At 70.4% G+C, this 24488-nt stretch carries 15 protein-coding genes; 10 read left to right on the plus strand and 5 right to left on the minus strand.

What is annotated here, in order from left to right; translation table 11 throughout:
* Positions 1–23 precede the first annotated feature (23 nt).
* Genes ACIBTM_RS31620 through glpD form a run of 3 tightly spaced genes read left to right on the plus strand, consistent with a single transcriptional unit; the run spans position 24 to position 4093 of the window.
* The gene (locus tag ACIBTM_RS31620; RefSeq protein WP_037339527.1) at positions 24–845 is read left to right on the plus strand and encodes an MIP/aquaporin family protein; all 822 of its coding nucleotides are present in this window, start codon (positions 24–26) and stop codon (positions 843–845) included.
* A 12-nt stretch (positions 846–857) separates the two neighbouring features.
* Complete coding sequence (glpK, locus tag ACIBTM_RS31625) at positions 858–2375, plus strand: glycerol kinase GlpK (protein ID WP_395880810.1); 1518 nt, start codon at positions 858–860, stop codon at positions 2373–2375.
* Positions 2376–2380: 5 nt separating this feature from the next.
* Positions 2381–4093: a glycerol-3-phosphate dehydrogenase gene (glpD, locus tag ACIBTM_RS31630; protein ID WP_395880811.1), complete on the plus strand. Its 1713-nt coding sequence runs from the start codon at positions 2381–2383 to the stop codon at positions 4091–4093.
* A gap of 74 nt (positions 4094–4167) precedes the next feature.
* Here the strand turns inward: glpD and ACIBTM_RS31635 are convergent, their stop codons facing one another.
* Positions 4168–4899 carry an SDR family oxidoreductase gene (locus tag ACIBTM_RS31635; RefSeq protein WP_395880812.1) on the minus strand — a complete coding sequence of 244 codons (732 nt, stop codon included), beginning with the start codon at positions 4897–4899 and terminating at the stop codon, positions 4168–4170.
* Between the two features lie 113 nt (positions 4900–5012).
* Between ACIBTM_RS31635 and ACIBTM_RS31640 the strand changes: the two genes are divergently transcribed.
* Complete coding sequence (locus tag ACIBTM_RS31640) at positions 5013–5489, plus strand: RrF2 family transcriptional regulator (RefSeq protein WP_395880991.1); 477 nt, start codon at positions 5013–5015, stop codon at positions 5487–5489.
* Here ACIBTM_RS31640 and ACIBTM_RS31645 read toward each other — a convergent pair.
* A complete protein-coding gene (locus tag ACIBTM_RS31645) occupies positions 5470–6780 on the minus strand; it encodes an MFS transporter (protein WP_395880813.1) in 1311 nt (436 codons plus the stop codon). The genes ACIBTM_RS31640 and ACIBTM_RS31645 overlap by 20 nt on opposite strands.
* A 67-nt stretch (positions 6781–6847) precedes the next feature.
* On the opposite strand from ACIBTM_RS31645, the gene ACIBTM_RS31650 reads away from it, so the two are divergent.
* Positions 6848–7798, plus strand: a complete 951-nt coding sequence (locus ACIBTM_RS31650; RefSeq protein WP_395880814.1) for an Lrp/AsnC family transcriptional regulator — start codon at positions 6848–6850, stop codon at positions 7796–7798.
* On the opposite strand, the gene ACIBTM_RS31655 is transcribed toward ACIBTM_RS31650, so the two are convergent.
* Positions 7788–8594: an NmrA family NAD(P)-binding protein gene (locus ACIBTM_RS31655; RefSeq protein ID WP_395880815.1), complete on the minus strand. Its 807-nt coding sequence runs from the start codon at positions 8592–8594 to the stop codon at positions 7788–7790. The genes ACIBTM_RS31650 and ACIBTM_RS31655 overlap by 11 nt on opposite strands.
* A gap of 141 nt (positions 8595–8735) precedes the next feature.
* Between ACIBTM_RS31655 and ACIBTM_RS31660 the strand changes: the two genes are divergently transcribed.
* Together ACIBTM_RS31660 and ACIBTM_RS31665 are read left to right on the plus strand one after the other, a co-directional pair.
* Positions 8736–8951, plus strand: a complete 216-nt coding sequence (locus ACIBTM_RS31660; protein WP_378370682.1) for a hypothetical protein — start codon at positions 8736–8738, stop codon at positions 8949–8951.
* A gap of 159 nt (positions 8952–9110) precedes the next feature.
* Entirely contained in the window at positions 9111–11687 is a 2577-nt protein-coding gene (locus ACIBTM_RS31665; protein WP_395880992.1) for a glycoside hydrolase family 3 protein, read from the plus strand.
* Between the two features lie 81 nt (positions 11688–11768).
* Here ACIBTM_RS31665 and ACIBTM_RS31670 read toward each other — a convergent pair whose 3' ends face one another.
* Together ACIBTM_RS31670 and ACIBTM_RS31675 are read right to left on the minus strand one after the other, a co-directional pair.
* Positions 11769–12734 carry an aldo/keto reductase gene (locus ACIBTM_RS31670; protein WP_395880816.1) on the minus strand — a complete coding sequence of 322 codons (966 nt, stop codon included), beginning with the start codon at positions 12732–12734 and terminating at the stop codon, positions 11769–11771.
* A 2-nt stretch (positions 12735–12736) separates the two neighbouring features.
* Positions 12737–13537, minus strand: coding sequence for an SDR family oxidoreductase (locus ACIBTM_RS31675; protein WP_063274361.1), 801 nt, complete (start codon positions 13535–13537; stop codon positions 12737–12739).
* Between the two features lie 303 nt (positions 13538–13840).
* Between ACIBTM_RS31675 and ACIBTM_RS31680 the strand changes: the two genes are divergently transcribed.
* The 3 genes from ACIBTM_RS31680 to ACIBTM_RS31690 are packed head-to-tail and all read left to right on the plus strand — an operon-like array spanning position 13841 to position 24486.
* Positions 13841–20149: an SDR family oxidoreductase gene (locus ACIBTM_RS31680; protein ID WP_395880817.1), complete on the plus strand. Its 6309-nt coding sequence runs from the start codon at positions 13841–13843 to the stop codon at positions 20147–20149.
* Positions 20143–24171 carry a beta-ketoacyl synthase N-terminal-like domain-containing protein gene (locus ACIBTM_RS31685; protein ID WP_395880818.1) on the plus strand — a complete coding sequence of 1343 codons (4029 nt, stop codon included), beginning with the start codon at positions 20143–20145 and terminating at the stop codon, positions 24169–24171. Before ACIBTM_RS31680 ends, ACIBTM_RS31685 begins: the two co-directional genes overlap by 7 nt.
* A gap of 15 nt (positions 24172–24186) precedes the next feature.
* Entirely contained in the window at positions 24187–24486 is a 300-nt protein-coding gene (locus tag ACIBTM_RS31690) for a phosphopantetheine-binding protein (RefSeq protein ID WP_038511975.1), read from the plus strand.
* The last annotated feature ends 2 nt before the right edge of the window (positions 24487–24488 follow it).

Raw genomic sequence — 24488 nt, forward strand, 5'->3', positions numbered from 1 at the left:
CGGTGTCCTTTGTGGAGGAAGCAATGGTGCGAAACCTCAAAGCTCGCGGACTGGCGGGCGAACTGGCGGCGGAGTTCGTCGGGACGATGATCCTCATCCTGTTCGGCTGCGGGGTGGTGGCTCAAGTCGTCGCCGCGGGCATCGGGGACCACGACAGCATCGCGTGGGCGTGGGGAATCGGTGTCACGCTGGGTATCTACGTGGCTTCACGGATCAGTGGCGCGCATCTGAACCCCGCCATCACCGTGGCGCTCGCGGTGTTCAAGGGCTTCTCGTGGCGCAAGGTCGCCCCGTACGCCTTGGCGCAGACCGCCGGCGCGTTCCTCGCCGCGCTGCTGGTGCGCTGGAACTACACCGAGGTGCTCAACGCCGCGGACCCCGGTTTGACGATCAAGACCCAGGGCGTGTTCTCCACTCTTCCGGGTAACGGAACCCTGCCCGTGGGTGACTGGGGCGCTTTCCGCGACCAGATCATCGGAACGGCCATCCTCGCCTTGGTGATCTTCGCCATCACCGACCTGCGCAACACCGCGCCCGCCGCGAACCTCGCCCCGGTCGTCGTCGGCTTCCTGGTGGTCGCGATCGGCATGGCCTGGGGCACCAACGCCGGCTACGCGATCAACCCCGCCCGCGACTTCGGTCCGCGCCTGATGTCCTGGCTCACCGGCTACGACACCGCGTTCACCGACCAGTACGGCTATCCCTACTGGTGGATCCCGATCGTGGCCCCGGTGATCGGTGCGGTCATCGGCGGGGCGATCTACAAGTTCTTCATCGAGCGTTACCTGCCCGCCGAACCGGCACCGGAAGCCTTGCCCGCCAAGGACATCGAGCGCGTTTCCTAAGGAGAGAAACCCATGTCTGATTACATCGGCGCCGTCGACCAGGGCACCACCAGCACGCGCTTCATGATCTTCGACCACGGCGGCAACGAGATCGCCCGCCACCAGCTCGAACACGAGCAGATCCTCCCGAAGCCGGGCTGGGTCGAACACGACGCGACCGAGATCTGGGAGCGGACCCGTTCGGTCATCGCCACCGCGCTCAACAAGGCGAAACTGACCGCCGCCGACCTGGCGTCGCTCGGTATCACCAACCAGCGTGAGACCACCGTCGTGTGGAACCGCCGCACCGGCCGCCCGTACTGCAACGCCATCGTGTGGCAGGACACCCGCACCGACCGGATCGCCTCGGCACTGGAACGCGAGGGCAAGGGCGACGTCATCCGCCGCAAGGCCGGTCTCCCGCCCGCGACCTACTTCTCCGGCGGCAAGCTGCAGTGGATCCTGGAGAACGTCGACGGTGTCCGCGAAGACGCCGAAAAGGGTGACGCGCTCTTCGGCACCACGGATTCCTGGCTCATCTGGAACCTCACCGGCGGACCCGACGGCGGCGTGCACGTGACGGATCCGACCAACGCGTCGCGCACCATGCTCATGGACCTGGAAACGCTGGAGTGGGACGACGAACTGCTGTCGTTCTTCGGCGTCCCCAAGCAGATGCTGCCGTCGATCGCGCCGTCTTCGAACAACGGCCGCTTCGGTGTGACCCGCGCGGACGGCCCGCTCGGCGGCGAGGTCGCCATCACCGGCGTGCTCGGCGACCAGCAGGCGGCGACCGTCGGCCAGGTGTGCTTCCGCCCCGGCGAGGCCAAGAACACCTACGGCACCGGCAACTTCCTGCTCCTCAACACCGGGCACGAGGTCGTGCGCTCGAAGCACGGGCTGCTCACGACGCTGGCCTACCAGTTCGGTGACGAGAAACCGGTGTACGCGCTGGAGGGCTCCATCGCCGTCACGGGTTCCGCCGTGCAGTGGCTGCGCGACCAGCTGGGCATCATCAGCGGCGCGTCGCAGAGCGAGAGCCTCGCGCGTCAGGTCGAGGACAACGGCGGCGTCTACTTCGTCCCCGCGTTCTCCGGGCTTTTCGCCCCGTACTGGCGTTCCGACGCGCGCGGCGCGATCGTCGGCCTCACCCGCGCCACCACCAACGCGCATCTGGCGCGGGCGACCCTCGAAGCGATCTGCTACCAGACCCGCGACGTCGTCGAGGCCATGCAGAACGACTCCGGCGTCACGCTCGACGTGTTGCGTGTGGACGGTGGCGTGACCGCCAACGAACTCTGCATGCAGCTCCAGGCCGACATCCTCGGCGTGCCGGTGTCGAAGCCGGTCGTCGCGGAGACCACCGCGCTCGGCGCCGCCTACGCGGCCGGGCTCGCCGTCGGGTTCTGGAAGAGCACCGACGAGCTGGAACAGAACTGGAACGAGGACAAGCGCTGGGAGCCGTCGTGGACGGACGAACAGCGCGCCGAGGGCTACGCGGGCTGGCAGAAGGCCGTCGGCCGCACGCTGGACTGGGTCGAGGTCGAGTGAGCCCGATGAACAGGAGGAACAAGGTGACATCCGTACCGCTTTCCCCGGTCTACCGTGCCGAGACGCTGCGCAAGCTCGCTCGTGAGGAGATCGACGTGCTGGTCGTCGGCGGGGGAGTGACCGGGGCCGGCGTCGCGCTCGACGCGGCGTCGCGCGGACTGTCCGTCGCGCTCGTCGAGGCCCGCGACTTCGCCGCCGGGACGTCGAGCCGGTCTTCGAAGCTGATCCACGGTGGGCTGCGCTACCTGGAGAACCTGGACTTCAAGCTGGTCCGCGAGGCGCTGAAGGAACGCAGCCTGCTCCTGCAGACCCTCGCGCCGCACCTGGTCCGGCCGGTGAAGTTCCTGGTGCCGCTCAAGCACCGCGTCTGGGAACGCGGTTACATCGGCGCGGGTGTCACGCTTTACGACACCCTCGGCGGAGCGCGCGCCCTGCCGCGGCACCGGCATCTGTCGAAACGCGGCGCGGGCAAGGTGGCTCCCGGCCTCGCGGACGACGCCCTGATCGGCGCCATCCAGTACTACGACGCGCAGGTCGACGACGCCCGCCACACGATGACGATCGCGCGGACGGCGGCGGAACAGGGCGCTTCCGTCCTTACTCGCGCCCGTGTCACGTCGCTGATCCGCGACGGCGAACGCGTCGTCGGAGCCAAGGTCGTCGACCGCGAGAGCGGTGCCGAGATCGAGGTCCGGGCGAAGACGGTCGTCGCGGCCACCGGCGTGTGGAGCGATGACATGGCCGAAGCGGCGGGCATCCCCGCGCCGTTCACCGTGCGCGCTTCGAAGGGCATCCACCTGGTGGTGCCGCGCGAGAAGATCGACCTGGACACCGGGCTGATCCTGCGCACCGAGAAGAGCGTGCTGTTCGTCATCCCGTGGGGACGGCACTGGATCGTCGGCACCACCGACACCGAATGGGACCTCGACCGCGAGCACCCCGCGGCCAGCCAAGCGGACGTCGACTACGTGCTCGACCACCTCAACGCGGTTCTGCGCACGCCGATCACCGCGGACGACATCGAAGGCGTGTACGCCGGGCTTCGGCCGCTGCTGGCCGCGAAGGCGACGTCGACGACGAAGCTGTCGCGGGAGCACGCCGTGGCGCATCCGGTGCCTGGTCTGGTGATCGTGGCCGGCGGCAAGTACACGACGTACCGCGTGATGGCCGCCGACGCGGTCGACGTCGCGGTGGAGGACCTCGGCCGCCCGGCGCCGTCGTCGTGGACCGAGCGGCTGCCGATCGTCGGCGCGACGGGTTATCACGAGCTGTGGGGAGCGCGGCACTCGCTCGCCCAGCGTGCGGGCCTGCCGATCGGCCGGATCGAGCATCTGCTCCAGCGCTACGGCACGGCGATCGAGGACATCCTGGAGTCGATCTCGGAACGACCCGAACTCGGCGAGATGATCCCGGGGACGGCGGAGTACCTCAAGGCGGAGGTCGTCTACGCGGTCTCCCACGAGGGCGCGCTGCACCTGGAGGACGTCCTGACGCGACGCACACGGATCTCCATCGAGGAGCGGGATCGCGGCGTGACCGCGGCGCCGGAGGTGGCCGGGTTGATGGCGCCGCTGCTGGGCTGGGACTCGCACAAGCAGGAACGCGAGGTCGCCAACTACCTCGCGCGGGTCGAGGCGGAACGCTCCGCGCAGGCCCAGCCGGACGACGAGGCGGCGAACGCCAGCCGTCTCGCGGCTCCGGCGCTGCTGCCCAGCTGACCGCGGGCTGAAGCGCGTGAAGGCCCCCTTCCCTCGGCTCAGTCGAGGGAAGGGGGCCTTCACGCGCTTCGCCGCTACTTCAGCCAGTCGAGGTAGCGGGTCGCGGCGATGCGCGCCCCGTCCTTCGTGGTGAGCACGTCACCCTTGACCGCGGAGAACATGCCCGCCGTCTCGTCGACGGTCACCGGACGCGTATCTCCCTTGGCGGACAAGGTGATCCGGCCCAGTTCGTCGAGCGGGTAGACGTCCGGGCCGCCCACGTCGAGGGTTCCGTTCAACGGCTTTCCCGCCGAGACCTCGGAAACGGCGGCGGCGACGTCCGCCGCGGCGATCGGCTGGATCGGCGTGCTGGGCAGGCGGACGACGGTCTCGTCGGACGTCCAGGACAGCACCGCGCCGACGAATTCCATGAACTGGGTGGCGCGGACGATCGAGTAGGGGACACCGCTCTCCTTGAGGATGTCCTCCTGCAGGGTCTTCGCCCGGTAGTAGTCGAGGTCCGGCACCTGGTTGACGCCGACGATCGACAGGATCACGAAATGCCCCGTGCCCGCCTTCTTCGCGGCCGCGACGAGGTTGTCCATCGACATCCGGAAGAACGCGGGGGAGGCGTCGTCGAAGGTTGGCGAGTTCGTGAGGTTGACGACCACGTCGGCGCCGTCGAGCGCGCTGTCCAGGCCCTGGCCGGTGAGCAGGTCGACCCCGGTGGACGGCGAATGCGGCACCGCCTCGTGCCCTGCCTCGTTCAGGATGCGCACGACCTGCGAGCCGATCAGCCCGGTCCCGCCGATGATCGCGAATTTCATGACCCAATGCCCTTCGTCGGCGGCGCCCGCAAACCCGGACACCTCGTGTCCGAGATAATACTCGGACATATTGTGTCCGAGTCAAGAGCCGGGTTAGAGTCACCCGGGTGAAGATGTCCGGTGGGGTCGAGTGGGCCCTGCACTGCTGTGTCGTGTTGACCTCCGTCGACGAACCCGCGCCCGCCGCGCGCCTGGCGCAGCTGCACGACGTCTCGCCGAGCTACCTCGCGAAGCAGCTCCAGGCCCTTTCCCGGGCCGGTCTCATCCGGTCGGTGCAGGGGAAGGCCGGTGGCTACGTCCTCACCAGGCCGCCTTCGGAGATCACGGTGCTCGACGTCGTCGAGGCCATCGACGGACCCGGCCCTGCCTTCGTCTGCACCGAGATCCGGCAGCGCGGCCCGATGGCGACGCCGCCCGAGGCGTGCACGACGCCGTGCGCCATCAGCCGCGCGATGGCGAACGCCGAAATCCAATGGCGGGCGGCGTTGCGCGCCGTCTCCATCGCGGACCTGGCCGACGACGTCCGGGGTGACTACGGTCCGGGCGCGCTCGCCGGGATCGGTGCGTGGTTCAAGGCCGCCGAGGGTTAGCGAGCGAGCCGGTTCGGGGCATCAGCGCGGTCGCGGCCATGGTCGCCACCACCAGTACCGCCGCGAGCGTGAACGCCCGCACCACGGAATGGCCGTGCAGGAAGACGGTGCCGAACACCGCGATGCCCAGCGTCGCGCCGACTTGCTGCACCGCGTTCAGCAGGCCCGCCGCGGATCCGGTCTCCTGTGGACGGACGACGGACAGCGCCGCGGTGAAGAACGGCACCGTGAACAGCCCCAGGCCGAGCCCGCCGATCCCGAGCGCGAGCGGCAGCGGGCCCGTCATCGCGAGCACGATTCCCGCGAGCAGCAGTGCCAGACCGGCGAAGGCGACACGGGATCCGAATCGGGGAACGAGCCATTGGCCTGCCACCCACGAAGAAAGCGCCAGCCCGCCCGACCACGGCAGCAGTGTCAGCCCGGACGTGAGCACGCCGAGACCCTCGTCGAGTTGCTGGTGCAGGACCACCACGAGCATCACCCCGTTCATCACGGCGAAGAACAGGGTCGACGCCGCCAGCGCCGCGGGGAAACCGCGGTGCTCGAAGAGGCTCGGCTCGACCAGCGGATGACGTCGGTTCCGCTGATGGAACCCGAACAACACCAGCGTGGCGGCGCCGGCGGTGAAGAGACCCCAATTCCACCTGTCGATCAGTGGGTACACGAGCAGCCCGACGCCGAGCGAAACGAGCAAGGTGCCCGGCACGTCCAGCCGGACCGGATGCTCGGCACGGTCCTCCGGCAGCAGTCGTCCCGCCACGAGCACCGCGATCGAGATCGGCACGTTCACCAGGAACGCCGCCCGCCACGACACCAGATCCGTCAGCAAGGCGCCGAGCAACGGTCCGCTCACGGCGGACAGGCCGACCACCGGTCCGTTCCAGCCCAAAGCCGCCGCCAGCGTCGGGCCGGAGAACAAGGCCTTGATCAATCCGAAGGTCTGCGGGATCACCAGTGCCGCCGCCATGCCCTGCACCGCTCGCGCGCCGATGAGCACGCCGGTGCCCGGCGCGAGCGCGCAGCACAGGGAAGCCAGCGCGAACACCGCGACGCCGGACAGGAACACGCGGCGGCGGCCCAGCAGGTCACCGAGCCTGCCGCCGGTGATGAGGAGTACCGCGAACGGAAGCGTGTACGCGGCGCCGAACCACTGAATGGCGGACGCGGGGCCGCCGAGGTCCGCGTGGATCGCCGGACCGGCGACCTGGGTGATCGTCGCGTCCAGCACGTTCATCGCCTCCGCCGCGAGCAGCGTGGCGAGCGGAACGGTTCTGGTCTTCGTCAGTTGCATGACCAGGATGGTGCGGCGAAGATGACTTTTGTTCCCCGAAGACCGGCTCGAATGGACGAAATATTCCATGCTCGACGACATAGACCGTGCTTTGCTCCACGCGTTGCAGATCGACGCCCGTGCGCCGTTCAGCCGGATCGGGGCGGTGCTCGGTGTCTCGACCCAGACCATCGCTCGGCGCTATCAGCGGCTCCGGGCCGAAGCCGGGTTACGCGTGGTGGGTCTGCCCGATCCCGACCGGACGGGGCTGACGCAGTGGCTCGTCCGCCTGAGCGCGCAGCCCGCGGCCGCACGGACGCTCGCTCGTTCGCTGGCCCGGCGGCCGGACACGTCGTGGGTCAAGCTCACCTCCGGCGGCACGGAGATCGTGACGATCGCGCACACGCCGCGGCACGCGCAGAGCGCCATGCTGCTGCACGACATCCCGCGCGCCGCGAGTGTCACGGCGGTGTCCGCGCATTTCATCCTGCACACCTACCTCGGCGGCCCGACGGCGTGGCGCGGCCGGGTGGCCGCGCTGACCGAGGAACAGCAGAAAGCGTTGCGACCGCCGGAATCCGTTGGCGAGGAGAGCCAGCCGACGGCGGCGGACCACGCGCTGATCGCCGCCCTCCGGCACGACGGCCGGGCGAGCATCGCGGACCTCTCCGCCGCGGCGGGCCTGGCCCCGGCGACGGCGGCCCGTCGGCTGGCGGATCTGCGCGCACGGGGCACGCTCTTCTTCGACGTCGAGATCAGTGCGGCCCTGTACGGCGTGACCACTCAGGCGTTCCTGTGGATGGCCGTCGCGCCGGCGGATCTCGACGAGGTGGCGACGACGCTGGCCACTCACGAGGAACTGGCCGTCGTCGTCGCCACGACCGGGCCCACCAACCTGGCCGCGCAGGCGTTGTGCCCGGATCCCGCCGCGCTGCACCACTACCTCACGCACCGGCTGGGCGCGCTGCGGGCGATCCACACGGTGCACACCGCGCCGGTGCTGGAAATCGTGAAGGCGGTCGGACCGCTCACGCCCTGAACCGCTCGGCGTGCTCGGCGACCCACTGCGCGAACGTACGGGCAGGCCGTCCGGTCACCTTCTCGATCGTGTCGACGACGGTGCGCGCCTCCACGGGCGGATCGCTGTGCCAGCCGACGACGTACTCGGCGTCCGCGACCGAGACACCTTCGGCGAGCAGCCGGTCGATCGCCTGCCGCCGCGTGATCTTCTCCAGTGTGATGTCACGGCCGACCGCGGAGCCGAGGATCGCGATCCGTTCGCTCGTGGTCAGCGCCTGCGGACCGGTGAGGTTGTAGACCTTGCCGGAGTGTCCGTCCTCCGCGAGCGCGGTCGCCGCGACGGCGCCGATGTCGCCCTCGTGCACCACGGCGCTCGGCAGGTCGAACGGCTCGCGGATCACCCCTTCGGCGCGGACCGAGTCGACCCAGGTCAGGGCGTTGGACATGAACTCCTGCGGCTCCAGGCGTGTCCATTCCACCCCGGATTCGGCCATGGCCTGTTCCGTCGGCCCGACGTAACCGCCCCACACGATGGTCATCCGGCGCACGCCCGCGTCCACGGCGCGCTTGACCAGATCGGCGCCGACGTCGGCGAGTCCCGCGGTGACGGTGATGTGCAGCTTGGTGACGCCTGCCAAGGCCTCGGTCAGGGTCTCGGGCGCGGTGTGGGTGCCTTCCGCGAGTTCGACACCCGCCGGAAGCCGGGCTTCGGCGGGGTTCCTGGTGAGTGCCCGGACGTGTTCGCCGCGGCGGAGGAGTTCGGCCACCACGTGGCGGCCGGTGTTCCCGGTGGCCCCGGTTACCAAGACGGTCATGAGTGCTTCCCTTCGTTCTCCGTGAAGGTAAAAGCTCAAGTAATGTGGAGGTCAAGCGGACCGATCAGGAATCGAGAAGCGATGGTGCCCACGGGATCCCTAGCGTCTTCGCCACAGGCAAAACGACTCCAGGAGGTTCTCGTGAGCAAGCGGATTCGGACGTTCCACCGGTGGACGTCCCTCGTCTTCGTCGCCACCGTCATCGTCTGCTTCGTCGTGGTGGCACAGGGCGACCCGGCGGAATGGGTGCTGTACACGCCACTGCCGCCGCTCTTCCTGCTGATGTTCAGTGGGCTCTACCTGTTCGCGCTGCCGTACACCGCCAAGCGGCGCAATCGGCGACGGGTGGCCGGGTGAGTCTTAGTTTACGGCAAAAATTAACAGTCGGCATATCGGCCGGAAACTCTTGACGCCGCCGCCGGGGCCGGTGAGGATCGGCCGGTCCCCGCCTCCCGCAGAATGGACCAGACCATGGCAAGACGTGCTCGTGCGCGCCGAAGTCCGCTGATCGCCTTGATGAGTCTCAGCCTGCTCGGCGGGGCCGTGGTGGCCACGCCCGCCGCCGTCGCCGCCGAGCAGCCGGTGATCGGGAAACCCGCGCTCGACCGGGACGGCTGCGCCCGCATCGAGAAGAGCCTGCCGACGCTCGCCGACTGGCCGAAGGTCGAGAGCCGGTTCAAGGGCAAGGCCGGTGACGAACAGCGGATCGCCCGGATCCTCGAAGGAATGACCCTCGAAGAGAAGGTCGGGCAGATGACGCAGCCCGAGATCGCCGCGATCACCCCCGACGAGGTCCGGCAGTACTCGATCGGCTCGGTCCTCAACGGCGGCGGCTCGTGGCCGAACAAGGACAAGCACGCCTCCCAGCAGGACTGGCTGAAGCTCGCCGATTCCTATTGGGACGCCGCGAAGAGCAGCAGGACGAAGATCCCGGTGATCTGGGGCATCGACGCCGTGCACGGCAACAACAACGTGTACGGGGCCACCGTCTTCCCGCACAACATCGGGCTCGGCGCGGCGCACGACCCGTGCCTGGTGCGCGACATCTCCGCGGCGACGGCCCGGCAGATCCGCGCCACCGGCCAGGATTGGGCCTTCGCGCCGACGCTGGCCGTCGTGAAGGACGACCGCTGGGGACGTACCTACGAAGGGTTCTCCGAGGACCCGCGGATCACCAGGGCCTACGGCTACGAGGCGATCAACGGTCTCCAGGACGGGGCGGCCAAACGCATCGGCTACAACGGCGTGATCGGCACCGCCAAGCACTTCATCGGTGACGGGGGCACCCTCAAGGGGCAGGATCAGGGCGTCAACCCGTCGTCCGAGGCCGAGATGATCAACGTCCACGGTCAGGGCTACTACGGCGCGCTCGCCGCGGGCTCCCAGACGGTGATGGTGTCGTTCAACAGCTGGACCAACGCCGAACTCGGCATCGGCGAGGGCAAGCTGCACGGCAGCGACAAGGCGCTGAACCAGATCCTCAAGGGCAAGATGGGCTTCGACGGCCTCGTCGTGTCCGACTGGAACGGCATCGGCCAGGTTCCCGGCTGCACCAACGCCTCCTGCCCGCAGGCGATCAACGCCGGTATCGACATCGTGATGGTGCCGAACGACTGGAAGGCGTTCATCACCAACACCGTCGACCAGGTCAAGGGCGGCCAGATCCCGCTCGCGCGGATCGACGACGCGGTGACCCGGATCCTGCGTGTCAAGCTGCGCTCCGGGCTGTACGAGTCGCAGAAGCCGTCGGACCGGTCCTACGCCAACTCCGACGAGGCGCTGAAGGAGACCTGGCTGGCGCGTGACGCGGTGCGCTCCTCGCAGACGCTGCTGAAGAACAACGGCAACGTGCTGCCGCTCAAGCCGAAGTCGAAGGTCCTCGTGGTCGGCAAGAGCGCGGACAGCATCCAGAACCAGACCGGCGGCTGGACGCTGAGCTGGCAGGGGACCGGCAACACCAACGCCGACTTCCCGAACGCCACGTCGATCCTCGCCGGGCTCAAGCAGCAGCTCGGCGACGTCAATGTCACCTTCGACGAGAAGGGCGAGGCCGACCCGAAGGGCTACGACGCGGTCATCGCGGTCATCGGCGAGACCCCGTACGCGGAAGGCGTCGGCGACCTGACGCGCAAGACCCTGGAGGCTTCGAAGCTCTACCCCGAGGACCTGGCCGTGCTGGACAAGGTCCACGGGAAGGGCGCTCCGGTCGTCACCGTCTACGTCGGTGGACGCCCGCTGTACATGAACAAGGAGATCAACCGCTCGGACGCGTTCGTCGCGGCCTGGCTGCCGGGTACCGAAGGCGGCGGCGTCGCCGATGTCCTGGTCAAGGGCGGCTTCAAGGGCACGCTGCCGTACTCGTGGCCGAAGAGCGCGTGCCAGACGCCGCTGAACGCGGGTTCGGCGGACTACGACCCGCTGTTCAAACTCGGCTACGGCCTCAAGACCGGGCAGCGGGTCACCGTCGGGCGGCTGGACGAGACGGCCGGGCCGGTGACCTGCGGCTCGACCGGTGGCGGCGGCACCGCGACCGAGGATCTAGAGGTGTTCAACCGCACCGATGTCGCGCCGTACAAGGGTTTCATCGGTTCCGCGGAGAACTGGGGCGGCACCGAGATCGGGCCCGACGGCACCGCGGCACATGCCGAGATCGCGGTCGTGCAGTCGGATGTGAACGTCCAGCAGGACGGGCTCAAGTCGACCTGGACCGGCACCGGCCCGGCGCAGATCTACTTCCAGAACCCGGCCGGTACCAACGATCTGCGGGGTTACCTCAACGCCGACGCGGCGCTGGAGTTCGACACGGTCGTGCACGAGGCGCCTGCCAACCGGACGGTGATCAGCATGCATTGCGTCTACCCGTGCTTCTCCGAGGTGAACGCGACCAAGCTGTTCACCGACCTGGCGGGGGCGCCGAAGTCGACGGTGAAGATCCCGGTGTCGTGCTTCGCGAACGGTCTGGATCTGGAGAACGTCAACACGCCGTTCCTGGTGTACACCGACGGCCGGTTCTCGGCTTCGTTCGCGAACGTGCGGTGGGTGCCCAAGGGTGCGCAGGATCCTGACGCTAGGCCTTGCTCCAGCCTGAGCTGACCCGCTGTTGAAGTACATGAAGGCCCCCTTCCTTGCGTCTAGCGCAAGGAAGGGGGCCTTCATGTACTTGGGAAGCACACGTCAGGTGGTTGCGGGAGGTGACCAGGTCAGCCGCGGATCCGTCTGCACGAAGCTGCCCAGCAGGTGATCGATCCGGGTCAGCGCGTCGAGGTCCAGCACCACCCCGGCCGCCTTCGCGTTCTCGGTCACCTGCGCGGCGGTGCTCGCGCCCATCACCACCGAAGCGACGGTGTTGTGCTGCAACGTCCACGCGAGCGCCAGCTGGGCCATGGTCAGCCCGGCCTCGTCGGCGACGCCGCGCAGCATGCCGACGCGTTCGAGGAGGTCCGGTAGGAGCAACGGCCGCGTCTCGACGGCCTTCGCGCCGCGTGAGCCCGGCGGGATCTCGCCCGGCCGGTACTTGCCGGTCAGCACGCCCTGAGCGAGGGGGACCGACGCGAACTGGCCGATCCCGGACCGTTCGCACACCGGCATGACCTGCGCCTCGGCGACCCGCCAGAGCATCGAGTAGTGCGGCTGGTTCGCCACCAGCGGGACGCCGTGCCGCTCGGCGATCGGCCGCGCCTCCAGCAGCTGTTCCGCCGTCCATTCCGCGGTGCCGGCGTAGAGGATTTTCCCCTGCCGCACCAGATCCGACAGCGCGAGGAACGTCTCCTCCAGCGGTGTGCGGTAGTCGAAGCGTAGCAACTGGTAGACGTCGATGTAGTCGGTGCCAAGGCGCCGGAGCGAGCCGTTCACCGACGTGGCCAGGTGCTTGCGGCTGAGGCCGGCGTCGTTGACGCCCGGACCTTCCGGCCAGAAGACACCGGTGCACAGGACGAGATCGTCACGGCGCGCGTGGCGCAGCGCCGCGGCGAGGTTCTCTTCGGCGGCACCGCCGTCCCAGGCGGCCGCGGTGTGGAAGGTCGTGATGCCCGCGTCGAGCGCGGCCTGCACGCATTCCCCGCCGTCGGGGTGGGTGAGCCAGTTGCCGTAGGAGATCTCGCTGACGGACAGCCCGCTCGCGCCGAGCCTGCGGTACTCCATGGTCACCTCTTCCGTGCGCCGGTTTCGAGGATGGTGCGGTCGATCCATTCGTCGAGCCCGGCCGCCTTGCGGGCGTAGGTCTCCCGCACCGATTCGTGCGGCAGGATCAGGAACTCCTCCGACGCCAGCCCGTGCACGACGGACTCCGCGACGTCCTCCGGCTCCAGCAGGGGCGCGGCGGCGGCGATCGCGAGCGCGGCGGGGTGACCGGCGGCGATACCCGGTTCCAATAGCGCGGTCCGCACGCCGAGCGGGCACAGCGCGCTGACCCGCACCCCGCGCGGGCGGTAGGTGATGGCCAGCCATTCGGCGAGCCCGACGGCCGCGTGCTTGGTCACCGAGTACGGCGCGTCGCCGGGGGTGCCCAGCAGACCCGCGCCCGAGGCCGTGATCAGCAGATATCCGTGGCCCCGGCTCAGCATCGCGGGGAGCGCGACCTGTGCGGCGTGCACATGCTGCATGACGTTGATCGCCCACGACCGCGTCCACTGTTCGTCCGCGGCGTGCACCCCCGTCCCGAACGCGGCACCGGCGTTGGAGCAGAAGAGGTCCACCGGGCCGAACGCCGCGCGGGCTTCGGTCACCAGCATCTTCAAGTCCTCTTTGGACGAAGCGTCGGCGTGGCGCGCGATCGCGGTGCCGCCCGCGGCGGTGATCCCGGCGACGACCTCTTCCGCGCCCTCGAGATCGAGGTCGGAGACCACCACCCCGGCGGCACCCTCGGCGGCGAACCGCCTGGCCATGGCGGCGCCGATACCGTGTGCCGCGCCGGTCAGCACGACAACCCGTCCTGTCACTTCCACATGCGCTCCATGGTTATCGATTCTGCGTTCGATGACAATTCTTCTGTTTTGTCATGCCGGTGAGCAATGCGTTGTTCAAATCGCCGACGACCGTGATAAAAGTGCAGGTCAGAGACTTGTTCTGAAGGTGTCGACATATTTGTTTCCGGCGCCGGACTTTAGCATGCGTTCCCTTGTTTTCCGAGTTTTCACACGAGAGTATTGCGCTCTCTGCGGCAAGTAGGTTATTTCTTGGGAATCCCGCTGAAAGATCGCCGAACCCGGCGAGGTTCGACCAGCCCCAGCCGAACAGGAGGTCCGCCGGTGAGTCATGCGACGGCGCGCACGCGGGTACTCGGCGTCAACCCGCTCGGACGTCCGGATCCGGGGCTGGCGGCCGCCGTCGCCAGGGGCGGAGGCCTCGGGATCGTGGAGATCAGCTCCACAGCGTCTACAGTGGACGGAAGGTTCCCGTTCGGTGTCCGGATCCCGGCCGGCCGGCCCATACGGGAAGAGGAAGTGCGGGAAAGCGGCGCGGGGCTCGTGCTGCTGGCCGAGGGGGCGGTCTGGCGGGGCAGGGCCGACCTCCCCGTGCTGGCCGAGGTGACCGGTGTCGAGCAGGCCGTCCGAGTGCTCGACGCCGGCGCCTCCGGTCTGGTGGCGAAGGGCGCCGAAGCGGGCGGCTCCGATCTCACCACGTTCGTCCTGCTGCAGCGGTTGCTGGAGCGATTCGGCGAGGACGTCCCGGTGTGGGCGTTCGGCGGTATCGGGCCGCGCACGGCGGTGGCCGCGATCGCCGGTGGCGCGGCGGGTGTGGTGCTCGACGGACTCGGCCTGTTCCCGGAGGCCGACGTACCCGCGGCGGGCCGGAACGAACTCGCCAGGTCGGACGACGGGCTCAGCGCGTTGTTCGCGAATCGCTTCGAGGACGCGGAAAGCGCTGTCCGTTCGGTCGTGCGGTCGCTCGCGGCGCCGTCCGCGATCCCCGCGGACCAAGGCGCACGGCTGTGCCGCACGTTGGGGACCCGGCTGCCGGTCGTGCAGGGACCGATGACGCGGGTGAGCGACCAGCCCGGTTTCGCCGCCGCGGTCGCCGCGCACGACGGTTTCCCGTTCGTCGCGGTGGCCACCGCGAACGGTGCCAAGACCGCCGAACTGCTCGGCCGCACCGCCGAAGCGCTCGGTGACCGGCCTTGGGGAGCGGGCATCCTCGGATTCGTTCCGGAGGACCTGCGCACCGAGCAGCTCGCGGCGATCCGGGCGGCGCGCCCGCGCTGCGTGCTGATCGCGGGCGGGAAACCCGCCCAGGCCAAAGCGCTGGAGTCCGAAGGCATCGCGACCTTCCTCCACGTGCCGTCACCGATCCTGCTGCGTCAGTTCCTCGACGCCGGGATCCGCCGGTTCGTCTTCGAGGGCGCCGAATGCGGTGGGCACATCGGCCCGCGATCGAGCTTCGTGCTGTGGGAACAGCAACTGGACGTCCTGCGCGAACACGGCGCCGAGGACGTCGAGGTGCTGTTCGCGGGCGGGATCCACGACGCCCGCTCCGCCGCCATGGTCTCGGCGATGGCGGAGCCGCTCATCGGCATCGGTGTCCTGATGGGCACCGCGTACCTGTTCACCGAAGAAGCCGTGGCCCACGGCGCCATCACCGAGACCTTCCAGGACCGGGTGCTCGACGCCGGGTCCACGGTCACCCTCGAAACCGCGCCCGGCCACCTCACCCGCTGCCTGCCCAGCCCGTACACCGACGAGTTCGCCGCGCTGAAGGCCGGGCTCCGCGCGGACGGCGTCCCGCCACAGGAGGCATGGCAACGGCTGGAGGAACTGAACACCGGACGGCTGCGGATCGCCAGCAAGGGCATCCGGCGGGAAGGCGACGCGCTCGTCGAGGTCGACACGCTCGGTCAGCTCGCCGAGGGGATGTACATGGCGGGGCAGGTGACCGTCTTGCGCGAGGATCGCACCGACATCGCCGCCCTGCACCGGGAAGTCACCGAAGGCGCGGCGGAACTGCTCGCCGCCCGCACCCCCGTCGAAGAGTCCGTTGTGGACGGTGATATCGCGATCGTCGGGATGGCCTGCGTGTTCCCCGGCGCACCCGACCTCCCGGCCTTCTGGTCGAACGTCCTGCACGGCGCGGACGCCGTCACCGAGGTGCCGGATCAGCGCTGGGACAAGGAAATCTACGCGGACCAGTCGACGTCGAAATGGGGCGGCTTCCTTCCGCCGGTGCGGTTCGACCCGCTCGCGTACGGCATCCCGCCCAAGTCGATGGGCAGTATCGATCCGGCCCAGCTGGTGTCCCTGCAGACGGCGCGCCGTGCCCTCGAAGACGCGGGCTACGGCGACGGCGGCTTCGACCGCGAGCGCACCAGTGTCATCTTCGGCGCCGAAGCCGGGGGAGACCTGGCGAACGCCGGTGTCCTGCGCGCGCTGCTCCCGAGTTATCTCGAAGACGTCCCGGAAGAACTCCTCGCGCAGTTGCCGGAGCTGACCGAGGATTCGTTCCCCGGCACACTCGCCAACGTCATCTCCGGCCGGATCGCCAACCGGCTCGACCTGGGCGGCACCAACTACACGGTGGACGCCGCGTGCGGCTCCTCGCTGGCCGCGCTGGACCTCGCGGTGAAGGAACTGCGGTCGGGCACGAGCTCGATGGTCCTGTGTGGTGCCGTCGACCTGCACAACGGGGTCAACGACTACCTCATGTTCACCTCAGCGGGTGCCCTGTCGCCCACCGGCCGGTGCCGCCCGTTCGACGCGTCGGCCGACGGGATCGCGCTCGGCGAGGGCGTGGCGTGCCTCGTGCTCAAGCGGCGGTCCGACGCCGAACGCGACGGCGACCGGGTCTACGCCGTGGTCAAGGGTGTCGGCGCCGCCAGCGACGGCAAGGCGCTGGGCCTCACCGCGCCGCGTCCCGAGGGACAACGGCGGGCTCTCGCGCGGGCCTATCGCGACGCCGGGGTGTCACCGGCGGACGTCTCGCTGGTGGAAGCGCACGGCACGGGCACGGTCGTCGGCGACGCCACCGAACTGACCACGCTCACCGAGTTCTTCCTCGCCGCGGGTGCCGCGCCGGGCACGTGCGCGCTGGGTTCGGTGAAGAGCCAGATCGGGCACACGAAATGCGCCGCGGGGCTGGCGGGCCTGATGAAGGCGGCGCTGGCGCTGTGGCACGAGGTCGTGCCGCCCACGCTGCACCTGAGCAGGCCGAACCCCGCCTGGGACGCCGAGAGCAGTCCCTTCACTTTCTCCACCGGCGCCCGGCCGACGCCGGTTCCGCGTGGCCGCGAGTTCGCCGGAGTGAGCGCGTTCGGGTTCGGTGGGACCAACTTCCACGCGGTGCTCGCCGCCCCGGGCGTCCCGCCGGGACGGCGGCACGGCCCGCGTGACTGGGACGCCGAGCTGGTCCTGCTCCGCGGCCCGGACGTGGAGACCGCTCGTACCGCGCTGCGGGATCTGCTGACGGCCAACGAAGGACGTCCGTTGCGGGAGATCGCCGCTCTCGCCGCCGAACGAGGCGGATCCGAGCCCGTACGCCTCGCGGTCGTCGCGAGCGACGTCGCCGAACTCCGTGACGCCGCCGAGAACGGCGGAGGGTTCGTCGCGAAAGACACCGAGGCCGGCGCGGTCGCGTTCCTGTTCCCCGGCCAGGGCAGCCAGCGGACGGGGATGCTGGCGGAGCTGTTCGTGCACTTCCCCGAGCTGACCGATGTCCTGGGGCTCGCGCCCGACGTCGCCGCGACCACGTTCCCGCCGCGTGCCTTCACCGAGGACGCCCGCACCGCGCAGGAGGAGGCGCTCAAGGACACGCGCGTCGCCCAGCCCGCGCTCGGGCTCGTCGAATCGGCGGTCTGCCGCCTGCTCGCCGATCTCGGTGTCCGGCCGGATCTGCTGGCGGGGCACAGCTACGGCGAACTGACCGCGCTGTCGGTGGCGGGCGCGTTCGACACGCCGACCTTGGTGGCGCTCAGCCGGGCCAGGGCCCGCTCGATCGCCGAAGTCGCGGGCGCCGACCCGGGCGCGATGGCCGCGGTGAAGGCCTCCCGTGAGGAACTGGCCGCCGCTCTCGATCATCCGGACGTCGTACTGGCCAACCACAACGCACCCGGCCAGACCGTCCTTTCCGGACCGACCGCCGCCATCGAGGAGGCGGTTCGCGAACTGCGCGCACAGGGGATCGGGGCCAAACGGATCCCGGTCGCGTGTGCCTTCCACAGCCCGCTGGTGGCCGGAGCGAGCGACGTGTTCGCCGTCGACCTCGACAACGCCGAGATCGGCGAGCCGGGGCCGCCGGTGTGGTCGAACCGCACCGCGCGGCCGTACGGAGCCGGGGCGGTGCGCACCGAACTCGCCGCGCAGATCGGCTCGACGGTGCGCTTCGTGGAACTGATCGAGGACATGTACGCGGCGGGCGCGCGCACGTTCGTCGAGGCAGGCCCGGGGCAGGTGCTTTCCCGGCTGGCCAAGGACATCCTCGGCGACCGTCCGCACACCGTGATCACGTGCGACCCCGGCGGACCGGGGCTGCGCGGGTTCCTCACCGCTCTCGCGCGCCTGGCGCTCACCGGCGTCGACGTGCGCACCGAACGGCTCTTCCGTGGCCGTGTCCGTGTCGGCCCGCTCCCAAAACCCGCCTGGACCGTGGACGGCCAGACCGTCCGCGCGCCCGGCGGCGAGGTCCCCGCCCATGGGCTCGTGCCCGCCCGACGAATCCCGAGGACGACCATGAACCAGCCCGCGCCCGGTCGTGACCAGGCCGTCGTCGAATTCCTCCGTACCAGCCGCGAACTGCTGGCGGCGCAACGGGACGTGATGCTGGGGTACCTCGGCACCGCCCCGCTCGCCCCCGCTCCGGTGCGGGCGCCGGTCGTGCCGGCGTTGCTCCCGCCGGTCGAAGCCCCGGTCGTCGTGCCCGAGCCGGAACCGGTCGCGGAGACGGCGGTCACGGATGTCCTGGCCACCGTGATCGGCGCGATCAGCGAACGCACCGGCTATCCGGCCGAGATGATCGACGCCGATCTCGATCTGGAAGCGGATCTTTCCATCGACTCGATCAAACGCACCGAGATCGCGGGCTCGCTGCTCGCGAAGCTCGGCCTCTCCGGCCGGGTGCACGACGACGCCCAGGATCAGCTCAGCCGCGACCGGACGGCGAGCGCACTGGCCGCACGGCTGCGGAAGTGGCTCGAACCGGCCGCTCCGGTCACCGTGGCGGCGACCATGGGCGAGGCTCCCGCCGGTACCGCGCCCGGCCGGTACCTGCTCGACCGCGTGTCCGCGCCGCTCGGCACACCCGACCTCGCCAAGGTGGCGGGCAAAACCGTCTCGGTGAGCTTCGAGCCCGGCCAGGAGGAACTGGCCGAGTCGGTCCGCGCGGTGTTCGCCGACGCGGGTGCCCTGCCCGCCAAGCGGGACGAGGCCGACGTCGCCGTCGTGCTGAATCCCTTGTCGGACGCCGAAGAACCTGTCGCCGCGCAGGTGTTCGGCCTGCTCAAGAGCGCCAAAGGCGCGGTGGTCGTGGTGGCGAAGACGGGCGCCGGGCACACCGCCGGGCTGCGCGGTCTGGTCCGCGCCGCCGCGCGGGAACGGAGCGAGGCGATCAGGCTGGTCGAAGTCGAGTCCATAGTGGACCTCGGGCGGATCGTGCTGGAAGAGGCGATCGCCGACGGACCGGCGGCCGTCCGCTACGACACCGCGGGGCGCGCGGTGTTCGAGCCGTCCGCGGGTTCGCTCGGTTCTGTCGCGTATGCGGGCGCGGGCCCTGGCGGGGGCGAGGTCAAGGCGCTCGGCCTCGACGGGGAGTCCGTGCTGCTGCTGATCGGCGGCGCCCGCGGGATCACCGCGCGGGCGGCGGTCGCGCTGGCGGCGAGCGGATGCCGGATCGAGCTGGCCGGCCGCACCCCTTGGCCGGCCGAACCCGGAGACGAAGACCTGCCCGGTGACGCGCCGGGCATGCGCTCGGCGCTGGCCGCGCGTGGCGGTTCGCTGGCGGAGATCGAACGCCGGGTGCGCACCGTGCTGGCCCAGCGTGAGATCGCGCGGACACTCGACCAGATCGCCGCGGCGGGCGGCACCGCGGCGTACCGGTCGCTCGACGTGCGCGACGCCGCCGCCGTCCGGCAGGTGGTCAAGGATCTGCACACCCGCTACGGCCGCATCGACGGCGTCGTCCACGCGGCAGGCGTGATCGACGACAAGCTGATGGCGGACAAGGACGAGCAGTCGTTCCGCACGGTCTACGGGACCAAAGTGGACGGTGCGCGGGCGCTGCTCGACGCCCTGGAGCATTTCGGCGTGCGGCCCGGGTTCGTGACCTTCTTCGGCAGTATCTCGGCGGTGCTGGGAAACCGGGGGCAGACCGACTACGCGGCGGCGAACGACGCGCTCGAAACCCTCGGCGAACAGTGGGCGGAACGTACCGGCTGCCGGGCGCTGACCGTCCATTGGGGACCGTGGGCGCCCGCGGACGATCACGCGGGCATGGTGTCACCGGAGCTCGCGCGCGAGTACGAGCGCCGCGAGGTGGCGCTGATCGACCCGGACGAAGGCACCGCCGCGCTCCTGCGTGAGCTGGCCTACGGCCCGGCCGGTATCCGCTCGGTGCTGTACACGGCGTCGCTGTGGTGAGCCAGGAGCCGGTCGCGATCGTCGGGATGGGTGTTTTCCTTCCCGGCTCGTCCACTGTGGACGAATATTGGCAGAACATCGTTTCGGGTACCGACGCGATCACCGAGATCCCGCCGCACCGCTGGGATCCGAGCTTCCACGACGGTGACGGCCGTACCCCGGACCGCACCTACGGCAGGCGGGGTGGATTCGTCGCCGACAGCCTGGACTTCGACGCGACGGCGCTCGGCATCGCGCCCAGCACCGTCACCGGGATGGAGCCGGACCAGCTGGTCGCGCTCGCCGTGGCCGCCGCCGCGGTCGAGGACGCCGGTGGCCTCCGACGGCTGGGCGACCTCGAACGTGTGGGCGTGATCCTCGGCAGGGGCGGCTATCTCTCGCCCGGGCTCCAGCGGTTCGACCAGCGGGTCCGGTCGGTCCGCCAGATCACCGCTGCCGTCCGGGAGCTCCTGCCGTCGGCGCGTCCGGAGATGCTCGACCGGCTCCGGGACGCGTTGCTGGAACCGCTCGGCGAGTTCCGGCCGGACACCGCGATCGGGCTGGTGCCGAACCTCGCCGCGTCGCGGGTCGCCAACCGGCTGGACTTCGGCGGCCCCGCGTACACGGTGGACGCCGCCTGCGCGTCCTCCCTGCTCGCCGTGGACCAGGCGATCGGTGAACTCGCCCGCCGCCGCTGTGACGTCGTGCTGGCCGGCGGCGTGCACCACTGCCACGACGACACGCTCTGGTCGATGTTCACCCAGCTCGGCGCCCTCTCACCGAGCCAGCGGATCAGCCCGTTCTCGCGCGACGCGGACGGTCTGCTGATCGGTGAGGGCACCGCGATGGTCGTGCTGAAACGGTTCTACGACGCGCGCCGCGACGGCGACCGGGTCTACGCGGTGCTGCGCGGTTCTGGGACGTCGAGCGATGGGAAGGGCGCGAGCCTGCTCAGCCCGGCCGTCGCCGGTCAGACGCTGGCACTGCGGCGCGCGTGGGCGTCGGCGGGCCTCGATCCCACCGCGCCCGGCGCGCTCGGCCTGCTGGAGGCGCACGGGACCGCGACGCCAGCCGGCGACGCGGCCGAGCTGGCCACTCTCGCCGAGGTGTTCGGCCCGCCGGACGGACCTCGCGCCGCGATCGGCGCGGTGAAGGCGATGATCGGGCACACCATGCCGACCGCCGGGGCCGCCGGTCTGGTCAAGGCGGCACTCGCCCTGCACCACGCCGTCCTGCCGCCGACTTTGAACTGCGCCGATCCGAGCCCGCTGCTGGACAAGACCCGGTTCCGCGTCCTGTCCGCCGCCGAGCGGTGGCGGTCGGGCGACGTCCCGCGCCGGGCGGCGGTCAACGCCTTCGGTTTCGGTGGTGTCAACGCGCACCTGGTGCTGGAGGAGGCCGACCCCGCGCCGTCGCCGCCGAGGCGGGCCAAGGTGACCGGGGAGCCCGAGCGGGTTCTCCTGCTCGCGGCGTCCACACTCGACGGATTGCGCGCTCTGCTCGATCGCCCGGATCCGGAATCCGGCGGGCACGGCCCGTGCCGGATCGGGATCGTCGGGCCGACCGGGAAGCGGCTCGAAGTCGCGCGGAGGGTGCTGGCGAAGATCGCGGCCGAGGGCGGTTCCTGGCACGGGCCCAACGACATCTGGTGCACGACGGCGCCCTTGCTGGAGCAGGCCGGGGCGAAGACCGCGTTCGTCTACCCGGGGCTGGAAGCGGACGCGGAACCGCGCTGCGCCGACGTCGCCCGGCATTTCGGCCTGGAACGGCCCGAATGGTCGACGACGAGCGTGCTCGCCCGCGCCTCCAGCGTGTCCCAGGTCGGGTTGCTGCTCGACACGGCGTTGCGTCGGCTCGCGATCAACCCCGACCTCCTCGCCGGGCACAGCGTCGGCGAATGGACCGCGATGCAGGCGGCGGGGATGTATCCCGGACAGTCCACAGAGGACATGCTGAACCGGTACTGGCCGCAGGGATTCACGCTGCCGGACGCCGAGTTCCTCGTACTCGGCTGTTCCGCGGAGCGGGCGGAGGCGCTGCTCACCGCCGAGCCGGAGCTGATGATCTCCCACGAGAACGCGCCGCGGCAGACGATCGTCTGCGGCGACCCGGCCGCCGCGGCCCGGCTCGCCAAGCTGTGCGCCCAGCACGGCGTCGTCGCCAGGACCCTGCCGTTCCGGTCCGGGTTCCACACCCCGCTGATGCGGTCCCGGCTCGGCCCGTTCACCCGGCTCGCGGCCGAACTGGACCTGAAACCGCCGCGGGTCCCGGTGTGGTCGGCGACCACGGCCCGGCCGTATCCCGCGGATCCGGTGGAAGTCCGCGAGCTGTACCTGGCCCACCTGGTGCGGAAGGTCCGGTTCCGGGAACTCGTCGACGCGCTCTACGCCGACGGCGCCCGGGTCTTCGTGCAGGCCGGCGCCGGCCAGCTCGGTTCGTTCGTGTCGGACACGCTGGGCTCGCGGCCGCATCTGGTCATCCCGGCGTCTTCCGGCACGAGGGCGGGCCTCGCCCAGTTGCGCCGGGTCGCCACCGCGGTCTGGGTGGAGGGCGGCCGGCCGGCGTTCGACGCGCTGGAGCCGCGCCGGACCCGGATCGACACGGCCGGCACGCTGCTTTCGGTCGAAGGCGGCGTCAAGGGCATGTTCGCGGGTGCCGGTGAGGTACCCGAACTGGCCGACGGGATCCCGGACGCGATCGTCGCGGAGTTCACCGCGCTGCTCGCGGAGACCCGGGAGGCCGCGGCGACGGTCGTGAACGCCGCGGCGAGGCGGACGGTCGAGTCCACTGTGGACGTCTCGCTCGCGACGATGCCGTACCTGGTCGATCACCGGTTCTTCCGCCAGCGCGAGAACTGGCCGGAGGAGGCGGACTTCCGTCCCACCGTGCCCGCGACGACACTGGTGGACCTGGCCTGCCGGGAAGCAGAACGGGCCTGGCCGGGCACGGTCGCGACGGGCGTGAGCAACGCGGCGTTCTCCCGGTGGCTGATCGCCGCCCCGGCGGTGCGCGTGCCGCTTTCGATGACCCGCGAGGGCGACCGCATCAGTGTCCAAATCGGACCGCACGCCACCATGGACGTCCACCTGGCGCAGCGTTATCCCATGGCTCCCCGGCCGTCTCCGCCGCCGGGGCCGGAAACCGCGCCACCGTTGAGCGCCGCCGAGATCTACACCCGCCGCGAGATGTTCCACGGCCCCGCGTACCAAGGGCTCGGCAAACTCATCGGGCTCGGCGAGCGGCATATCCGCGGCGACCTCGTCGTACCGTCCGCGCCCGGCGCGCTGCTGGACAACGTCGGCCAGCTGCTGGGCTGCTGGCTGATGGCGACCAAAGCGGACGCGCTGCTGGCTTTCCCGACGTCGATGGGCCGGGTCACCTGGTTCGCGCCGGAACCGGCGCCGGGCACCGAACTGCGCTGCGTGGTCCGGGTCCGGCTGCCGCGGCCGGACGTGCTGGAGATGGACGCGGAACTGGTACTGGACGGCGCCGTGCTGGCCAGGATCGAACAGTGGCGGGACATCCGGTTCCCGTGCGACCGGCCCGCGCACCGGGTCTACGCCTTCCCGGACCGGCACCGGCTTTCCGAGGATCACCACGGCGGCTGGACGGTGGTCACCGACCGGTGGCCGAGCCCGGCCGCACGGGACATCTACGCCGGCGTCTACCTCGGCACGGAGGAACGCGCCGAGTTCGCCGCCTGCCCGCCGCGACGGCAGCGTGGCTGGCTGCTGGAGCGGATCGCGATCAAGGACGCGGTCCGCGCGAGACTCGGCCTGGACGGCGTCTACCCGGCGGAACTCCGCGTGAGCGCCGACGGGACCAGGGTGACCGGGCGCCACGGCCGGGTCTTGCCGCCGCTGGCGGTGGCGGTCGCGTCGGCGGGCGAGGTCGCGGTCGCACTGGTCAGGGAAGAGTCCGCGACGCCTCCCCGGATCGCGGTCCGGGCCGAAGGCGAGCTGGCGGGATTGGCCGAGGAGATCGGTATCGGGGCGGAATTCGCCGGAATCCCCGGGCACGTGGTGGCCTGGAACCGCGGGTAGAAAGAGGAGCACAGCATGACGATCGAACAGCAGAGCCCGGCGTCGGTCTTCGGCACCGTGGCCGAGTTGCTGAAGGAACTGGTCGGGGACACCGACGTCCTCGGCATCGAGATCACCCCGCAGACCACCTTCCACGAGGATCTCCAGCTGGAGAGCATCGATCTGGTGACCTTCGCGAGCATCCTCGCCGAGTTCTTCGGCGCGGACGTCAACCTCGCGGAGTTCCTGGCGGAGAAGGATCTCGACGACGTGATCGAACTCCGGGTCGGCGACATCGCCGACTACGTCGCCGCCCGCCTCGGCGAACGGGGCTGAGC

The sequence above is a fragment of the Amycolatopsis sp. NPDC049868 genome (genome assembly GCF_044461365.1).
GTDB lineage: Bacteria > Actinomycetota > Actinomycetes > Mycobacteriales > Pseudonocardiaceae > Amycolatopsis.

Bases quoted from the DNA above. Each gene is read 5' to 3' on its own strand.
- ACIBTM_RS31620 (WP_037339527.1), top strand. From the start codon at position 24: ATGGTGCGAAACCTCAAAGCTCGCGGACTGGCGGGCGAACTGGCGGCG.
- glpK (WP_395880810.1), top strand. From the start codon at position 858: ATGTCTGATTACATCGGCGCCGTCGACCAGGGCACCACCAGCACGCGC.
- glpD (WP_395880811.1), top strand. From the start codon at position 2,381: ATGAACAGGAGGAACAAGGTGACATCCGTACCGCTTTCCCCGGTCTAC.
- ACIBTM_RS31635 (WP_395880812.1), bottom strand. From the start codon at position 4,899: ATGAAATTCGCGATCATCGGCGGGACCGGGCTGATCGGCTCGCAGGTC.
- ACIBTM_RS31640 (WP_395880991.1), top strand. From the start codon at position 5,013: ATGTCCGGTGGGGTCGAGTGGGCCCTGCACTGCTGTGTCGTGTTGACC.
- ACIBTM_RS31645 (WP_395880813.1), bottom strand. From the start codon at position 6,780: ATGCAACTGACGAAGACCAGAACCGTTCCGCTCGCCACGCTGCTCGCG.
- ACIBTM_RS31650 (WP_395880814.1), top strand. From the start codon at position 6,848: ATGCTCGACGACATAGACCGTGCTTTGCTCCACGCGTTGCAGATCGAC.
- ACIBTM_RS31655 (WP_395880815.1), bottom strand. From the start codon at position 8,594: ATGACCGTCTTGGTAACCGGGGCCACCGGGAACACCGGCCGCCACGTG.
- ACIBTM_RS31665 (WP_395880992.1), top strand. From the start codon at position 9,111: ATGAGTCTCAGCCTGCTCGGCGGGGCCGTGGTGGCCACGCCCGCCGCC.
- ACIBTM_RS31670 (WP_395880816.1), bottom strand. From the start codon at position 12,734: ATGGAGTACCGCAGGCTCGGCGCGAGCGGGCTGTCCGTCAGCGAGATC.
- ACIBTM_RS31690 (WP_038511975.1), top strand. From the start codon at position 24,187: ATGACGATCGAACAGCAGAGCCCGGCGTCGGTCTTCGGCACCGTGGCC.